Genomic DNA, 17,559 nt, shown 5'->3' on the forward strand with positions numbered 1-17,559 from the left:
TAACGGTTATTTTAGATCGATAATTCGTTAAGGACCCGGATCAGGCTTTTGTCAATAGGCTTGTCCTTTTTGATTGCCTGGACAAAAGGAACATAAACAATCTCGTTGTTCCGTATGCCTATCATAACATTTCGCTGGCCTTCCATTAAGGCCTGGATTGCGGCTTCACCCAGCCGGCTTGCCAGTATACGGTCATTGGCACTCGGAGCACCACCCCGTTGCAGATGGCCCAGGATAGAAACCCTGACATCATACCCGGGATATTCCTTCTTTACCCGGTCGGCGTAATATATGGCACCTCCATTCTTGTTTTCAGGACTTTCGGTCACAATTACGATGCTGCTGTTTTTCGTCTTTCTGAATCCGCGCCCGATGAATGTTTCCAACTGGTCCACGTCCGTCCTGTCCTCCGGGATGATGGCCGCTTCAGCACCGGAAGCTATTGCGCTGTTTTGTGCCAGGAAGCCCGCATCACGCCCCATCACTTCGACAAAGAAGATACGGTCATGGGAGGTTGCCGTGTCCCTGATTTTATCCACGCATTCCACAATGGTGTTCAATGCCGTATCATATCCTATGGTAAAATCGGTACCATATAGGTCATTGTCAATGGTGCCGGGCAATCCTATGCACGTCACATCATACTCCTCCGCAAAGATACGGGCTCCCGTCAGGGAACCGTCTCCACCGATAATTATCAAAGCATTGATGTTCTCTTTCTGTATGACCTTATAAGCTTTCTTGCGTCCTTCGGGAGTGGTGAAAGTCTCGGAGCGAGCTGTTTTCAGTATGGTGCCTCCCCTCTGGATAATGCTACTTACATCTTCCGTCGTGAGTTCTTTCACTTCACCGGCAATCAGCCCCTCGTAACCTCTATAAATTCCTTTCACTTTAAATCCGTTAAAAATGGCGGCGCGGGTCACGGCACGGATAGCCGCGTTCATTCCTGAAGCATCCCCTCCGGAAGTCAGAATTCCAATATACTTGTTATCCATAATTTGTTTTTTATATTTTAATTAATCAGGCAAAATTAGAAAGCAACTGTTTTAGCCTTTTTCTGCTATAAAAGATACGGCTTTTTATCGTACTCAGTGACACTCCTATCTTTGCGGCTATTTCCCGATATTTGACTCCGGTACAACATAAAAACGACATAATGCGCTTTAGGCAATGTTTTAAGGGCTTCCCTTATCTCTTTTGCATCATGCCCGTTATCCACGAAAATGAAAGAGTCGTCCCTTAACAGGAAATGATATTCAGGTTCTGATAATACATATAAATTCCCTCGTATTTTCTTTGTCCGGCAATTATTGATAAATGCATTGCGCATGATGGTATACATCCAGCCTTTAAAATTCGTACCGGAATCAAACTTATCCTTATTATCCAACGTCCTCAACATTGTTTCCTGCAACAAGTTTTCTGCTTCATCCTTGTCAGCAGTCAGTTTATATGCAAAACAATGCAGTTCATTCTGAAGGGCTACCAGCGCTTTATCGAAATCAAATCCTCTCATTATATTTATTTTGGAATTCAAATATCCGGGTGAAGGCATTCCCTGATAATAAGAAATGCCTTCTGTAGAGTCTCATCAAGATATCTTATTTGACATCAATAGTTTTGGTGGTTTCCTGAACCTTCTTATCTACGACTTTGGGAATATCGATAAACAGGACCCCGTGTTCCACTTTGGCCGAAATTTTATCTTTTTCCACATTATCCGGCAGCAGGATACTCTGCTGGAATCGGGAATAGGAGAATTCACGGCGCAAGTATTTTCCGTCTTTCTTCTCCTCCTTTTTCTCGTCCTTTTTTTCCATGCAGATTACCAGATTGTTGCTTTCATCCACACTTACCTTAAAATCATTCTTGGTCATTCCTGGAGCTGCCAGTTCTACCTTGTAGTCCTTTTCATTCTCAATCACATTGATGGCTGGAGCCGTAGCGTTTGCTCTTGCCATCCATTCATTGTCAAAGAAATCGTTAAAAATACTCGGTAACCAATTCTGGTTTGTTTTTACAGGTACCATTTTTACCTCCTCTTTAAAAGTTAATAATTAAAACTTAAAAAAAAGCATCTGCTTGATAGACAGATTTTTATTTTTTAGCCATCCCTTGTTTGGCCACAGCTTCTGCCCGTTTCCGTATCTCTTCCGGGTTTCCAAGGTAGTAGTCCTTGACAAGAACCAGCCTGTCGTCAAATTCAAAGACATAAGGAACTGCCGTAGGCAGGTTCAGGTTGGAAATATCCGTATCGGAAATTCCTTTGAGATGCTTGATGATTCCGCGCAGGCTGTTACCATGGGCGACTACCAGCAGGCTGTCCTTATACATCAATGCGGGAAAGATGATGCATTTCCAGTAAGGCATGACACGCCCAATAGTATCTTTCAGGGATTCCGTACGGGGAAGTTCGCTATCTGGTACACCGGCATAGCGGATATCCATGCCCGGATTACGGGGATCATCTTTGCCTACCGGAGCGGGAGCCACGTCATAGCTTCTTCGCCAGATGTGTACTTGTTCTTCACCATATTGGACCGCTGTTTCACTCTTATTCAGTCCCTGAAGCATACCGTAATGCTTCTCGTTCAGCCGCCAGGTCTTTTCAACCGGAATCCAGTCTTTATCCAGCCGGTCCAAGACACAGTTCAACGTTTTTACGGCACGTTTCAAGTAAGAAGTGTAAGCTGCCTCAAAAGAAAATCCAGCCTCCCGTAATGCATCGCCTGCCTTGCAGGCTTCTTCAACTCCTTTCTCGCTTAAATCCACGTCCGTCCATCCAGTAAAACGGTTTTCTTTGTTCCATAGACTTTCGCCATGACGTAATAACACTATTCTTTTCATGGATACTTCTTCTTTATGCAATGGTTATTGAAGAATCCAGATATACGTCCTGAATGGTGTTCAGAAGTTGAATTCCGTCTTTCATCGGTTTCTGGAAAGCCTTACGACCGCTGATCAGCCCCATACCACCTGCACGCTTATTTACTACTGCCGTTACGACAGCATCATGCAGGTCGGATTCCCCATGGGATTCACCGCCCGAGTTAATCAATCCGACACGTCCCATATAGCCATTCGCCACCTGATAACGGCAAAGGTCTATCGGATGGTCAGTGGTCAGTTCCGAATACATACACTCGTTTGTCTTTCCGAATCCGATAGCCTTGAAACCGCCGTTATTGGATGGGAGCTTCTGCTTCACGATATCGGCTTTAATGGTAACCCCGATATGGTTGGCTTGTCCTGTCAAGTCGGCAGCGGCATGATAGTCGGTACCATCCTTTTTGAAGCTGCTGTTTCTCAAATAGCACCACAGAATAGTAGCCATTCCCAGTTCGTGGGCATATTCAAAAGCCTGTGACACTTCCACTATCTGGCGGCGGCTTTGTTCCGAACCGAAATAAATGGTAGCACCGACAGCTACGGCTCCCATGTTCCATGCCTCTTTCACCGTACCGAACATTACCTGGTCGTAGCTGTTCGGATAAGTCAGCAACTCATTATGGTTCAGCTTGACGATAAAAGGTATCTTGTGTGCATATTTGCGTGCCACGGCGCCCAACACACCGAATGTGGATGCCACGGCATTACACCCTCCTTCAATGGCCAGCTTTATGATGTTTTCGGGATCGAAATAAAGCGGATTGGGGGCGAAAGACGCTCCTGCAGAATGTTCTATGCCCTGGTCTACAGGCAGAATGGATACATAGCCCGTATTGGCCAGACGTCCATGTCCGTATAAAGCCTGCAAACTTTCCAATGTACGGATATTCCTGTCGGAATTCATCCATACCTTATCTATCATATCCGGTCCCGGAATATGGATAAGTTGTTTGTCTATCGTCTTACATGTATGGTTCAGGTAGTACTCAGCCTTTCCTCCCAATAAATCTACTATTTTCATTTTATTTATTTTTATTGATTATTCTGGTTTATGACTCCCGTTCACCCAGTTTTGCATCCATAAAAAGGATAGCACAGTCTCCGGCTTTCCTCAGATGACTAACAATATTGAGTACATTCGCTTCATCTTCTACTTGCTCACGAACAAATTGCCACAAGAAGTCCTGAGTGGCATTGTCTTTCTCTTCGGATGCTACCTGTACCAACTCATCAATCAGTTTGGAAACATGTTTTTCATGCTCCAAAGCATGCTCGAATACTTCAACAGGGTTACCCCAACCTTGTGGAACCACATCGACCTTGTCTACTTTCGGGGTTGCCTCACGCTTAATCATGTACCCGGCAATGGCATATGCATGCCCGGTCTCTTCTGCAGACTGTTTCTGCATCCAGCGAGCCATTCCGGAAAAGCCCTCTCTTTCCAGATAAAAAGACATTGATAAATACAGGTTGGCAGACCATAATTCTGCTGTGATTTGCTCATTCAGAGCATTTTGCAATTTTTCAGTCATGATGAATCAAACTTTTAATGTTAATAATAAATCCAAATTATCTCTCTTCTTTAAGAACAAGCATGGGCTTGTTTCAAGATTTCAATTAATACCGGACGTATCCCGCTGATAAAACATTCCACGGCGATCACCATTAGAATAAGTCCCATCAGTCTCATCATCACATTGTTTCCCGTCTCTCCCAAGATTTTTAAAAGCTGGGTGGACGCGCACAGAATAAAGAAGGAAAGAATGCAGACCAAAGCGATTACGCCAAGCAATACTATTTTGAAAGTATATTCCGAAGCATCTTCCATCAATGTTATTCCACTGGAAATCGCTCCCGGACCGCATAACATCGGAATGGCAAGAGGTGTGATGGTTATATCTTTGGAATATTCTTTTCGTTCAGTTTCATTCAGTTTCACATGGGTAAAATGTGCCTGCAACATATCATATCCGATTTTAAAGATGATGATACCTCCCACAATCCGGAATCCGTTTGTTGAGATGCCGAAAAAATGAAACAGAAACCTGCCCGATAATGTAAAAAGGACTAATATGATAAATGCAATGGTACATGCTTTCAAGGCGATATATCTGCGTTCTTTCGTATCCATTCCATCAGTCATTTGCAGGAATACCGGCATCACTCCAAGAGGGTCCATCAAGGTGAATAGCGAAGTGAAACACAATGTTAAATATACAAATATATCCATGATGACATATAGTTTATTATCGATTATTATATCGCAAAAAACATACCAGATAGCATTCTGCAATATTAAATTTTGCATAACATCAATCTTAAATCCATACCGTCAAAAATAAGGTAGTTTCCGTTCGTTTTCCTTGGCGAGGATACGTAACAATTCCATAAATGCCGTACTTACATATATACGGTCTGCATACAGCCCGCTGATGAAAGAATGGAAGGACATGCTTACATTCCAGCATAATATGAGAAATGTGTTTACCTGACGTGATATGTACTGCTCATGTTCAAGCAATTCATTCAAGGCATTCAATGGCGTTGTCCATTCATGTGTATCCCGTTTCATTTCATTGATTACAACACATCCTCCATCATGGCATATCCGATTCATCATCTGATAAACCTTGTTCATATTGTCCTGTGCTTGGGAGTTCAGCCAGGAGCTAAGTATTGGAAGCCGTTCATCTTCAAAATAAACCTGCAATGACAGGTATAAACCGGTTGACCATATTTCTGTATTGATCAACTCATTCATGGCGTTTTCTATTCGTTTATCCATTATCACTCTGAATATTGAAAATCCATTACTAATATCATGTGTTATTCTCAGTATATAAAAATTCCATTCGATTGTGGGTAACCCATAAAACGGAATTCTTAAACGAGGCTTAAATAATAGGATAACTTATCGGTGTAGACAAATTGTCATAAAAAATAGCACTATGATGTCTTTTTGTCTTGCCTCCCTTGCAGAATATCCAATAAGACATCCAGTTCTCTTTCTATTCCTTCAATCTTATCGGAAATACAGTCCAAAGTATTATGGTGCAGACTAGCTTTACACTCCTGCAACTCTCTTGACAGAGAAAGTATCTGTAACCAAAGTTCTTCCTCTATGTGATAGGGGGAGTTACTATTATCTAGTACCATAGCAGGAGAAGGCAGAAAAGTGCTTTGGCATGTAATTTGTATGATAATGAACGGTATGTTCCGAAAGAGACAGGAATGGAAATGAAAGGATAGAATATTCCACAAAAGACAGTAACAAACAAAGGGGGAAAGTCGTTGGAGACAGTTGTCTCGCTTTTAAAACAAGTTGCTTTCATAATGTTTATTATAAGCCAACCCTGTTCCCTGGAGTTGTGTTTATATAAAGTTAAGCGTGGGAACTTTGGTATTACCGTTCAGAAGTATCCCCATACTCAACAACATATAATACACAAAGCCCCACGTCTATATATAACAAAAATCTATATAGATAGAACGTGGAGCGTCCAATGTATTATCCAATTGTTGTTTCGAAATTGGGGATTTCCTGAACTTGGATAATGCCTTAACGCTTTACTATAAATCTTCTATTTTCAAAAGACTAATACAAATGTAATAAAAGAAATGAATTCTTTGAAAGGAAATATCTCTTTTTTTTAAGGGGTGGCTTAATTTTTCTTTATTTAAAGTCTTAGAATTACTGCCCACCAAAGCCCGTCACGAATGTTTTGAAATCCTCAAGCTGTACATTAAGCTCTATATAGTATAGCAGAATAGCAGAAAAACAGACCATGATACCGCAGGTATATAGGTCATAACCCACTCTTCCGTAAGTATCTTATCTATTTGACAATAATAAAAATGTAAAGGAGGATAATGACATGGACAATATTCGTATCCCAATACATATAGGTTAACATATAAGGGAGAATGGTCACGGAGTCCACAAACCATAGAATGAAAAAATATATTTCCATCGTGTACGGTTTATGTCTCTATCCGGATATTTGACCGGTGCCGCAAATGCGCAATGCATACTCCACAAAAAAACACCAGGGAGGAAAAATAAGTCATACTGAATAACGCCTGTCTGTAATGGGCCATGGATACAAATGAACTACAGATAATAGCTGCAATAGATATAACGATACAAGCACAAAATAATGTACGAACGTGTCCATCAGTTGCATTTGGATGAAACAGTACCACTTTATGCAATGTTTGGTTAGATTGAGTCTGAACATAGGACCTTAAAAATTAGACGGATATAAATTTACTAAAAATCTGTGGAAAAGAGGAATAGAAAGGCGGAAATGTTTTTAAAACGGCTATGAATAAAGCGTTTGTGAGGACAAATGAGGACAAAGGCATAAAACGAGGTAACGCAAAAAAAAGTAAATTTATGAAGTAGAAAGGTTGCTAAATCATTACCCCGTGAAAGGTGGTTTTTGATACTCCGTGCTGAATTTTTCTCCGTATGGCTTCGGTTGGTTTACAAGGCATAACTCATTGATACTTAATTTTAAACTTAAAAAACGAGTATGGCAAGAAGTACATTCAAAGTGCTGTTCTACGTGAACGGCAACAAGGAGAAAAACGATATTGTCCGCATCATAGGACGGGTAACGATTAACGGGATTGTGACGCAGTTCAGCTATAAGTAGAGTATCCCGAAAACGCTTTGGGACGTGAAAGGGAACAGGGCGAAAGGCAAGAGTGCGGAAGTACGTGATATCAACCTTGCCCTTGACAACATCAAGGCTCAAATCATCAAGCACTACCTGCGTATATTCGACCGTGAAGCGTTCGTGACGGCTGAAATGGTGAGCAATGCTTATCAGGGTATCGGCAGTGAGTATGAGACACTGCTCAAAGCGTCCGGACGTGAGAACGAAGTATTCAAGAAGCGTGTCGGAAAAGACAGGGTAATGGCAACCACCGTTCACGGGTGGTGGCAAGAAACCATGTGGCAGCGTTCATCAAGTCTTTTTACAGACGGACGGATATGTTCATGCTGGAGATTAAGCCCGACTTCATCAAGGGGTTTGCAGCCTACCTATCAACGAAAGCGGGACTTCACAACGGGACGATATGGGAAAAATGCATGTGGCTGAAAGGCGTTGTCATGTGTGTGCACTTTAACGGACTAATACCGAAAAAAACGTTTGCCCAATTCCACATCAGCCCTAATGTGACGGAACGTGAGTTCCTGACGGAAGATGAACTGAAAACGTTGATGACGCACGAGTTGGGGATGTCCAACTGTTCTATATTCGTGACATTTTTGTTTTCGCCAGCTTCACTGCCCTCTCTTTCGTGGACATCAAGGAACTAACCAATAGCAACATCGTAGAAGTGAATGGTGAGAAGTGGATATTGTCCAAACGGTACAAGACAAAAGTGCCGTTCCAAGTGAAACTGTTGGATACTCCTTTGCAGATTATCGAGCGTTACCGACCCTGTCAGGAAGACAATCTCATATTCCCTAATCTCAACTACTGGTCTATCTGCAAATCTCTGAAAAAGGGGATGAAAGAGTGCGGATAACAAAGGATATTTCATTTCAGTATTAAAACTATTAAACGGGCGTAATTTAATTCGACAGAAAATCCGGCTTCTGACAGCCATTTTTTCACTTCATTCCGAGAGTTTGCAGTTTGACTGCCATAAACAGCAATATTTCAGCATGGGGACATAGTTTGCGGATATTATCCACACTTTGTGCTGTTCCGCTTCCTCCATGTGTACAGAATGGGAGTATCTTTTTCCCGGACAAATCATAACCGGACAGGAAACTTTTTACAGGAGAAGACAGAAGACCACCCCAAATAGGACTACCGATAATCAATGTATCATAATCATCCATATTCTCTACTTTTGTACGCAGAGCTGGAAGAATATGATTGTCTCTTTCATTTTTGAAACGGTCAACCACTTCATTATATTCATCAGAATAGGGTTCTTCCGGTTCAATCTCCACCATGTCGCATCCAATAAGTTCATGGATAATGTTGGCTACAGTTTGCGTATGTCCGCTCCATGAGAAATAGACTATCAATGTTTTCCCCGGCTCTGAGTGAGGCAACGAATCTATCTTATCTTCAACAGCCGGAGTGTTGCTGCACGAAAGGGAAGGTTAAGAGCAGCATTGCCAATAAGCACTTCAGTTTCATAACTATTTTTATTTAGGTTTTGGGGTTATCCTCTGTTAATTTCTATCTGTCCAGCTGTTTCTCATACAGCCACTTCGACAGCAGGTCAGCTACTTCCACATTGTTCAAATCCGACATCGGGAAGTGCGTATTCCCATGCAGACCGACATCGGGCAGATGAATGACCGTCACGTCACCGCCCAGCTTATTGAGCATTTCGGCCCACTTGCGCATGAGATGCAGACGGCGTGTCCATTCGTAAAGTTCCGGATGTTCGTCTGTTTCGGGCAGGTTATCCCCATAGTAAATGATGATGGGAATTTCCATGTATCTCTTGAAAACTGCCATAGGGACTTCTATTCCTTCTGTTTTTTTAGACCGTGTCAAGACTTTGCCTTCTTCGGGAACTTGACCGGTTGGGAAGGGTACACTTCCACCGGGTTCGTATGCTACAATGGCTTTGATGTTCTTCGTTTTGAGCAAAGTAAACCAACCCACCGGACCGCCTTGTGAATGAGTGACAAATATGGCCGGACCGATTTTGTCAAAAAGAGCAGCATAGGCATCGGAATAGACATCGAAGTCCAAAGGTCCGATGGTCGGCGTCATCTGCCGGAAGTACTGGTTTAAGACTTCCCGGTCGCGACTGAACTGTACACCCTCGAAATAATCAGGATAGATTTCCACACGGAAACGGTTGAACCATTCTTCTTCATCGAATACCGGTTCCAGTGTGACAGCTTCCGTACTCCGTCCGGCATTTCCCCGGCGAGGCTGGTCGACAAGATAGGTGGAGAAACCTTTGCGAAGAAATATATTCTGAAACCCTTCGCGTCCGTCAGGAGTGGTCTCCCATGTTTTGGAAAACTGGCCGACACCATGTGCAAAAACAAGCGGATATTTCCGTGCATCAACCGGTTTCTGATAAAATACATAAGCATGGTCGCCGTGGTATTTGTGTCCCAATGAATCGGTCAGTACGGTGCCACCTACGGCAAAACTGCCTTGTTCCTCTATTTGCAGAATATTCCCTTTGTAACAATTACAGCCCGACAGTAAAGCGATGAACGTCATGTAAAATATCTGTTTCTTCATACACGGATTATTTTGGGATTTTAGACTCCTGCAAGGCATCGTAGCGGCTACCCACCACAGGAATGGCAGCTACGGCTGTTTCCAGTTCTTCTATCTCTTCTGCCGTGAAACGGATGTCGCAGGCACGAAGGTTCTCTTCTAGATGAGAGAGTTTGGTGGTGCCCGGAATAGGCACGATAAAAGGCTTCTTGTTCATCAGCCAGGCCAAAGCTATCTGTGCCGGGGTAATGCCTCTTGTACGGCCGAAAGCGTTAAGAACTTCCACAATACGATAGTTGGCGCGTATGGCTTCGGGCTGGAAGCGTGGCAAGGTCTGCCGGTTGTCGTTGGTAACATCAAACTTGGTATATTCATTGATCATACCGCCCAAAAAACCACGGTTCAGCGGACTGTATGGAACGAAACCGATGCCCAAATCCTCGCACAGCTCCAACACTCCGTTCGTCTCTACCATGCGGTGCATCAAGTGATATTCGCTTTGGATTGCCGTAACCGGACATATCTTGTGCGCACGGCGGATGGTATCAACGTTTACTTCACACATGCCCCAATGCAGGATTTTACCTTCCTTGATGAGTTTGCTGCATGTTTCAGCCACCGCTTCAATCGGTGTGTTCGGGTCTATGCGGTGCTGGTAGAACATGCCCAATGTTTCAACTCCGAGATTGCGCAACGAGTTTTCACAAACCCGGCGGATGTTGGCCGGAGTGCTGTCCTCTTCGGTTTTAATCTGCACACCGTTTACAAACTTATGTCCGAACTTCGATGACACAAATACCCGGTCGGTATATCCTTTCAAGGCTTCGCCGACCAATTTTTCATTGATGTGGTAGCCGTAGCTTTCGGCTGTATCGAAAAGGGTCACCCCACGTTCAACAGCTTCATGCACCAGGGCGATTTCTTTTTCCCTGCTCGGGTACTGGCTGCGGTTATGGTTCAAGCCCATACAGCCATATCCCATTGCAGAAACAGTGAATGCCGTATTTCCGTGTCCCAATGTTCGCCGAGTGCGCACCGCCGCCATGCCTGCAGGGATGTTGTTTGCAACTTGTTGTTTCCCCATCCATACCCGTTCTGCTGCCGTTACCTTGTTCAAGGTAGGCCCGACACACATGGCAGCTCCTGTCAATGCCGCCATTTTAAGGAATCTCCGGCGGCTCATATCCTTGTCTTTATCCATATTTGATAGTCTTTAAATTATTTCTGTTGCAAAGTTAACGTGACAGAATTGATAAACTTTTTTTGATATATATCATCTAAGCTGAATGATGTATTATCCTGTATTCCAAGCGATATTTATAGGCAACTATCTTTCAAAATCGTATATATTCAGGCCTAAATCTGGATTATATGTGCGACTTATCCGCTCGCTATAATCTTCCACCACGAACTCCCCTGCACCATTCTGTATTGCGGAAAGTAGATGTCCGGCTAAAGCGGAATAGTCGCTCCTGCCGACGGTTATATGCAAATGAAGATATACCTGCTCATTCATAGATGATATATTCCCTGTAAGGTTGGATATTTCCATTTGCTCCCGGAATGTCTTATCATCATATGCTTTTGTCTTGGGATTGAAGAAACGGAGGGTCAGCTCTCCGATAGCACCAATCCCGTTGATAGAACCCGACAGAATTCCTTTCTCCTTGCAGAAAGCATTCAGGGCTTTCACAATTTCAGTATGATTGTTAATGCTGACAATATACTTGTTGCCAATTTTCTTGTACGAATACATATTCTTTTCGTTTTGTGCGTTTGCCGGAGCAATCAGTACCCCGACAAACAGCAAGATAAACAATAATTTCTTTATAAAATGCCCCATCAGTACACTTATGACTGTCTCTGTTTTGATTAATCTTACCATAATAGATAAAATTATCCCACATCAGTGCTTTCCACTTTTGTTTTTAATCTGCACACCGTTTACGAACGTTACCTTGTTCAAAGTTGGCTCTTCCTTCTTATTTTCCATATTCTTCCATTATATCACGCGGAATTTCCCATAAAACACTGTTTTCTACAGCATCCATCATAAGATGTGTTGGCTCTCGGTTAAAATAGCTGTCAATACACCAGACAACATTTTTTTCACATGCTAAATGTTCTATCACATCCTTATCATGCTTTAGGTAGTGCTGTCTAATAAATCCCTTTTCTATATAAAATAGGCAATTACAGATATCACCTTCATTTAGAATTATATCACCTTTTTGATATTTCTTAGGCTGAATAATATCTGCAAAAAGGCGAATATTCTCCAACTTAAGTTTGCGATTAGGGCATGTTTCAGCTATAATCTGTTTTGCAATGTCAAATTGAATACTCATAGGCTAAAGTTATTTATATCCAACATTTTGTTTCAATTTTGGGTTCAAGTCTATACTTTTTTGTGGAATAGGAAAAACTGTGGTATACCCATTTTTCTCATCAGCCAGTTGGACTCGCTGATCGTATGATTTGTGATAAACTCCAAAACGCACCATATCTTGTCGTCGCCAGCCTTCCCATACTAACTCCAACAAACGCTCTTTCAATATGTTCTCAAGCGTAGCTTCTCGATATGGCATACCAACACGACCTCGGACTTCGTTCAACTCCAACGAGCCATCCTCACCATTACGTACCTTTGCCTCGGACTTCATCAGGAGAGCATCGGCATAGCGGAATAGCACGATGTCGTTATCCGGTTGTCTACCGTCGGAATGTGAGGTCCTATCAACCTCATATTTTGCCATACGAGCACCAGCTGTCTTGACATAGGAGCTTCCCGTAAGATTCAACTTTAGCTCCAATGGGAAATACTCCAACTGCTGTCCATTGTCCATCATTACAGGCTTTCCATCAACCTCTACGATGCCGGCATAGAAGTTCTTTTCAAAGCGAGCATCTACATCATCTGTGCCGTATCCGTTGGCTAAGACTGTTGAGATATTGGCACTGGTACCATTTTCCGATGAGCCACCCAACGCACCGCCATGGTTGTAGTGTCGTGATCGGAAGAGATACCAGAACTGCGCAGCATAGAGGTTCTTATCCAACGGAATGGTGAATATGTTTTCGTTGGAGTTCTCGTTATGCACAGAGAAATTATAGCTATAATCGTCCTCCAACCGATAACCTACCTCGGCAAGTTTATTGCAATATTTGATACAGGTCTGCCAAGCGTTGAGTTTCTCACCATCGACGGTGAAAAATATCTCTTTACCGTTCCGTGGAACGCCATCAGTCCAATTATCATCACAATATATCTCGGCATTAAGAGCCAACTTAGCCAAAAGGAAATTAGCTACAGGTGTTGTTATACGACCATAGTAGTTACCCATCTTATTACTACGCTCATTTGGCAACAACTCGGCAACCTCCTGCAACTCATTCACGATAAAACGGAAAACCTCGCTACGCTCGCTCTGCACAACTTCATCCTGCGGTTGTTCATAGGATGTTACGATGGGCACTCTGCCATACATATCCATAATGTAGTAGTAGAAAAGTGCTCTCAGAGCTCGCACCTCAGCTTCGTAGGCCACTCTCTGCTCCTCAGATAGGTTATGGCTATACTTATCGATGATATGCAGAGATTTGTTCGATAACACAACAACCTTGTAGAGGTATTTCCAAGTATTGTAGAGTGGTAAATCATTAGGACTCCACTTATGCTGATACATATTCGTCCACAAACCTCCATCGTACCAGTCGCCACCACGAATAGGTATCATGGCTTCGTCTGTAGTAAGTGTGTTATAGTCATAAATCCCACGACAGGTCCCCTGTAAACCCTCACTGTCTGCACTGCCACCAATGTAATTGTAGAGCACAGCCACTGCATTAATATATATGTTGTTGGCATTGTTGTAAATGTCTTCTTCATAAAGTTGATCTCTAGGGTCTTCAGTAAGACAAGAGGTCATCATCGTTGCCAAAGCAACCATCAATATGTTTATATATCTTTTCATAACTGTAAGCGGTTAGAATTGAATACTAAGACCTAACGAATAGGTACGATATAAAGGATAGGTGCGTTTGTCGTCAATGCCCAAAGTGTTGCTTACTACATAACTGTTTATCATTGGAGTAAGACCGCTATAGCCTGTGATTGTTGCAAGGTTGCTAATGCCTGCCGAAAGACGCAATGACTTCACAGCCTTGGATTTCATTGGAATATTGTAGCCTATGGTAATATGTTCAATATTTACATAGTCACCTTTTTCCAACCAATAGTCTGAAACATTCTGATCAATAATATTTTTTTCAGGAGCACCCTTCAATACATTGTAGTCAGGGAATATAGACATATTGGTATAAGCCAAGCCCGTGCCATTGAATATCTTATGACCGAAAGCACCATTTATCTGCATGGCAATATCAAAGGACTTGTAACGGAAACTGATGTTTGATCCAATAGTTACCTTGGGGGTTGCCTGACCTGCTATATACCTGTCTCCGCCATCGCTAAAATCAATCTCGCCATCATCATTCAAATCTTCAATATCGTAACTGTAGCCACCAAGTTCATTTTCTTTAAGCCCTTTGCAGTGAGGTAGATAGAATACCCCCAATGGCTGACCTACAATCTGATATACTACATTATTATCTCCACCGTTCTGACCTGCACCATAAAGCGAGCCAATCGGAGTAATATCTGAAGCTGTCATATGCATACCATTATACTCTCCACTAAGCGAAAGTAACTTATTCTTCTGGTAGGACATATTGAAGTTGATATTCATCTCCATATCCTTTCGTTGAATGGGAACTACCGAGATTCCTAGTTCGACACCCTGGTTAGACATCGAGCCGATATTTGCCATCAGTTTATCGAACGCAAAGGTCGGAACGGGAACATCATACTCATAGAGCATATCCGTTGTCTTTGAGTAATATAATTCCGAGGTAAGCATCAACCGATTATCCCATATACCTAAGTCAAAACCGATATTAAATGTTGAACGAGTCTCCCACTTAAGGTCCGGATTCGTGTTGCGTATACTTCCCATTGTTACGGTAGGTGCACCGTTGATGGATACGATACCATTCTCCTTTACGGTATTAAGTGTTGTATAGGATGTTATACCTCCAAGATTTCCTGACCGACCATATCCGGTTCTTAGTTTCAACATTGTTATAAAGTCAGTATCAGAGAGGAAGCCTTCTTTTTTTACATCCCAACCCAGTGATACTGATGGGAAGAATCCGAAAGTATTGTTATCGCTTACCATTGAAGAGCCATCTCCACGGAGTGCTGCCGCAATAGAATATCTATCCTTGTAACTATATGTGACACTACCCATTATTGAAGCAAGTGACTGGTCTTCATAGCTACTGCTCGTACCACCGAAAGGACGCGATGATGTTGCTCCGATGTTATTATAGGAGAAATCATTTGTTGTTATTCCTTTTGCCTGCACCCATAAACCAGTCCTTACCTGTTTAAGATATTCTGCGCCAACAACAGCATCAAGGTGTGAGTCTCCCCAAGCATTGTTATATGAGAGGGACACATTTGTAAAGTAGTCTTCACCCTTGAACTCTCCACGATAAACATTGCCTTGCGCCCACACCCATGTAGGACAAAATTGAGCATTTCCCGTAGATGAATATGAATAAGAGCCGAAAGCCGACAATATCAAATTGTCAAGGATATTAAATTTCAGCCCCAAATGTGTATTGAAATTCCGTTCTTCGGAGTCATTTTTCTCATAGAGGAGTGCTCCGGGGTGGTTGATGTGTGATGCAGCCGAGTTCTTCACCCAGTTGCCATTAACATCAGTTCCTGCTGGATATGTAGGATTCTGTGCAGCTGCCGAGTAAAACAGCATTCGTGTATCGAAAATGTCGTGTATCTTTGACGAGTAGCCATATACACCAAAATCGCCAACTAAGCGACCATCGAAAGCCTTTTGTGTAGCATCAAGTTTTACCACTAAATTTCGGTAATCGTTAACTTTGACAATTGTATTATGATCCATAAAACCGAACGATGCTCGATAGTTTGAGTTTTCCGAACCACCGCTAAAAGCCAAGTGATGCTGATGTATCAAGCCCGTACGAGTAATTACATCGTGAAAATTGGTGTTGTAGCCACCATTATTGTAATCTAATCCAAGTGCCTCTGCTGTAGCTATATACTCCGGGCCGTTGAGCATTTGCAGATGTTTATACATTGACTCGAATCCGTAGTTGCCATCATATGATATTTCGAAACCTCGCCCCGTTCCTTTCTTGGTCTTAATCTCAATTACACCTGAAGCACCACGGGAACCGTACATTGCCGTTTCGGTAGCATTCTTCAAAATAGTGAAACTCTCGATGTCTGCGGGATATATGGTAGATAGCGTAGCGATGTCAGATGTCACTCCGTCAATAATTACTAACGGGTCATTGCCACCCATAATGGATGTGGTACCACGCACACGGATACTATTCAGCATAGCGAGCCTGTCAGTCCCATTAGTGGTGACGTTCACACCGGCAGACTGACCACTCAATACATCCAAAGCATTATTCAATGGTCCCTTCTTGATATTCTCGGGCCTGATATGCTCTAATGATTTAGTCGCCGAAATGGTATCTTGTTTCTCTCTGATATTCTGTACTTGTGCATCAATTTTTTGAGCACTACAGATGAAGAACATTATGACAAGACAAAGACTGACTCTTCCCATCTTGATTCGTTAAATCTCTGTAGATTCCCCAGACCAGACAGTTAATAAATCTTATACGCAATGTATTATAAAGAGGGGGATTGGGAATCTGTACTATTTCCCTGCCTGTCCGTCCGCTTAGCCATTGTATATTTTTTTTGTTATTTCATATCAGTGATGCTGATAATCCAAACAAGAACAGAGTAAACATCTACCTCTTTTATACATAAATCCTTTCCAAGGACTTTATAAGCGCAACCATTAACTACATTACATTACAAAGGTAACAATAATTTGTCATTTGAAGAAATTTAGAAAAAAGAAAAAGTCATTATGCGTGATATTTTTTATTTAATTACGACATTTATCAAACACAAAAAATCATAGAAGGACAAAAATCTTTAAATGATTTGATTATAAACAAACTTTAAATAGTTAAATTGCAATAATACTATACCATGGTTGTTCTTTACCTTAATGTAATACTACTGTTATATATCTGGTCATTTATCTCCTTTTGTCGGATGCAAAGGTTGCCAAACCTCTTTTAGAAAACGAAAAGTTCAAGCGGTAAACCATTTGGAGCAGTTTCGTCCTCCGTTGGAGAGTAAACAGCTCCAAAACCTTTTCTTATTCATCGGCTTGGCTGAAAACTGCATCCGGCAACGGAGATAAACGACTGACGAAATAATAGCATAAAACAGCATAGCCCCCCCTTAATAAGGCAATTTTATCAATGCTGTTTTCATTCTTTTCAGAGGACTATTATTTTCGACAGAGAGAAATTT

The 17,559-nt window shown here is 42.2% G+C and carries 16 protein-coding genes and 2 pseudogenes; 1 reads left to right on the forward strand and 17 read right to left on the reverse strand.

From position 1 onward, the window contains the following. Positions 1-11: 11 nt before the first annotated feature. The 10 genes and pseudogenes from pfkA to NBH15_RS29310 all read right to left on the reverse strand — a co-directional run bounded on the left by pfkA (position 12) and on the right by NBH15_RS29310 (position 6,045). Positions 12-995, reverse strand: a complete 984-nt coding sequence (gene pfkA, locus NBH15_RS02370) for a 6-phosphofructokinase (RefSeq protein WP_004295279.1) — start codon at positions 993-995, stop codon at positions 12-14. A gap of 25 nt (positions 996-1,020) precedes the next feature. Next, positions 1,021-1,095, reverse strand: a pseudogene (locus NBH15_RS29305) (RNA polymerase sigma factor); the annotation flags it as partial. Beyond that, positions 1,061-1,555 carry an RNA polymerase sigma factor gene (locus NBH15_RS02375; RefSeq protein WP_011107618.1) on the reverse strand — a complete coding sequence of 165 codons (495 nt, stop codon included), beginning with the start codon at positions 1,553-1,555 and terminating at the stop codon, positions 1,061-1,063. The pseudogene NBH15_RS29305 and the gene NBH15_RS02375, both read right to left, overlap by 35 nt. A 46-nt stretch (positions 1,556-1,601) precedes the next feature. Beyond that, on the reverse strand, positions 1,602-2,030 hold the full coding sequence (locus NBH15_RS02380) for an Hsp20/alpha crystallin family protein (protein WP_004295281.1): 429 nt from the start codon (positions 2,028-2,030) through the stop codon (positions 1,602-1,604). Between the two features lie 67 nt (positions 2,031-2,097). Beyond that, positions 2,098-2,847: a 2,3-diphosphoglycerate-dependent phosphoglycerate mutase gene (gpmA, locus tag NBH15_RS02385; protein WP_004295282.1), complete on the reverse strand. Its 750-nt coding sequence runs from the start codon at positions 2,845-2,847 to the stop codon at positions 2,098-2,100. Between the two features lie 13 nt (positions 2,848-2,860). After that, positions 2,861-3,910, reverse strand: a complete 1,050-nt coding sequence (locus NBH15_RS02390; protein WP_004295283.1) for a class I fructose-bisphosphate aldolase — start codon at positions 3,908-3,910, stop codon at positions 2,861-2,863. Positions 3,911-3,938: 28 nt separating this feature from the next. Beyond that, positions 3,939-4,421, reverse strand: a complete 483-nt coding sequence (locus tag NBH15_RS02395; protein WP_004295284.1) for a ferritin — start codon at positions 4,419-4,421, stop codon at positions 3,939-3,941. A gap of 50 nt (positions 4,422-4,471) precedes the next feature. Further along, a complete protein-coding gene (locus NBH15_RS02400; protein ID WP_005650034.1) occupies positions 4,472-5,119 on the reverse strand; it encodes a MarC family protein in 648 nt (215 codons plus the stop codon). 102 nt (positions 5,120-5,221) lie between these two features. Further along, positions 5,222-5,674, reverse strand: a complete 453-nt coding sequence (locus tag NBH15_RS02405) for a ferritin-like domain-containing protein (protein ID WP_005641945.1) — start codon at positions 5,672-5,674, stop codon at positions 5,222-5,224. Positions 5,675-5,835: 161 nt separating this feature from the next. After that, positions 5,836-6,045, reverse strand: coding sequence for a hypothetical protein (locus NBH15_RS29310; RefSeq protein WP_004295287.1), 210 nt, complete (start codon positions 6,043-6,045; stop codon positions 5,836-5,838). Between the two features lie 1,379 nt (positions 6,046-7,424). Between NBH15_RS29310 and NBH15_RS02410 the strand changes: the two are divergent. Further along, a pseudogene (locus tag NBH15_RS02410) lies at positions 7,425-8,447 on the forward strand (site-specific integrase); the annotation flags it as partial. 68 nt (positions 8,448-8,515) lie between these two features. On the opposite strand, the gene NBH15_RS02415 reads toward NBH15_RS02410, so the two are convergent. From NBH15_RS02415 to NBH15_RS02445, 7 genes are all read right to left on the reverse strand, one after another. Further along, positions 8,516-8,968: a flavodoxin gene (locus NBH15_RS02415; RefSeq protein WP_225011816.1), complete on the reverse strand. Its 453-nt coding sequence runs from the start codon at positions 8,966-8,968 to the stop codon at positions 8,516-8,518. A 130-nt stretch (positions 8,969-9,098) separates the two neighbouring features. Then, positions 9,099-10,130 (reverse strand): alpha/beta hydrolase, encoded by a 1,032-nt coding sequence (locus tag NBH15_RS02420; RefSeq protein ID WP_011107622.1) that lies wholly within the window; start codon positions 10,128-10,130, stop codon positions 9,099-9,101. Between the two features lie 7 nt (positions 10,131-10,137). After that, positions 10,138-11,310: an aldo/keto reductase gene (locus tag NBH15_RS02425; RefSeq protein ID WP_004295292.1), complete on the reverse strand. Its 1,173-nt coding sequence runs from the start codon at positions 11,308-11,310 to the stop codon at positions 10,138-10,140. A gap of 126 nt (positions 11,311-11,436) precedes the next feature. Then, the gene (locus NBH15_RS02430; protein ID WP_005641953.1) at positions 11,437-11,994 is read right to left on the reverse strand and encodes a PPC domain-containing DNA-binding protein; all 558 of its coding nucleotides are present in this window, start codon (positions 11,992-11,994) and stop codon (positions 11,437-11,439) included. A 97-nt stretch (positions 11,995-12,091) separates the two neighbouring features. Continuing rightward, positions 12,092-12,457, reverse strand: a complete 366-nt coding sequence (locus NBH15_RS02435; RefSeq protein WP_008765336.1) for a Crp/Fnr family transcriptional regulator — start codon at positions 12,455-12,457, stop codon at positions 12,092-12,094. 9 nt (positions 12,458-12,466) lie between these two features. Further along, positions 12,467-14,083 (reverse strand): RagB/SusD family nutrient uptake outer membrane protein, encoded by a 1,617-nt coding sequence (locus NBH15_RS02440; protein ID WP_005641955.1) that lies wholly within the window; start codon positions 14,081-14,083, stop codon positions 12,467-12,469. Positions 14,084-14,095: 12 nt separating this feature from the next. Beyond that, positions 14,096-16,792 (reverse strand): SusC/RagA family TonB-linked outer membrane protein, encoded by a 2,697-nt coding sequence (locus NBH15_RS02445; protein ID WP_008765337.1) that lies wholly within the window; start codon positions 16,790-16,792, stop codon positions 14,096-14,098. Positions 16,793-17,559: the final 767 nt, after the last annotated feature.

It is taken from the genome of Parabacteroides caeci, assembly GCF_023656795.1.
Classification (GTDB): domain Bacteria; phylum Bacteroidota; class Bacteroidia; order Bacteroidales; family Tannerellaceae; genus Parabacteroides; species Parabacteroides segnis.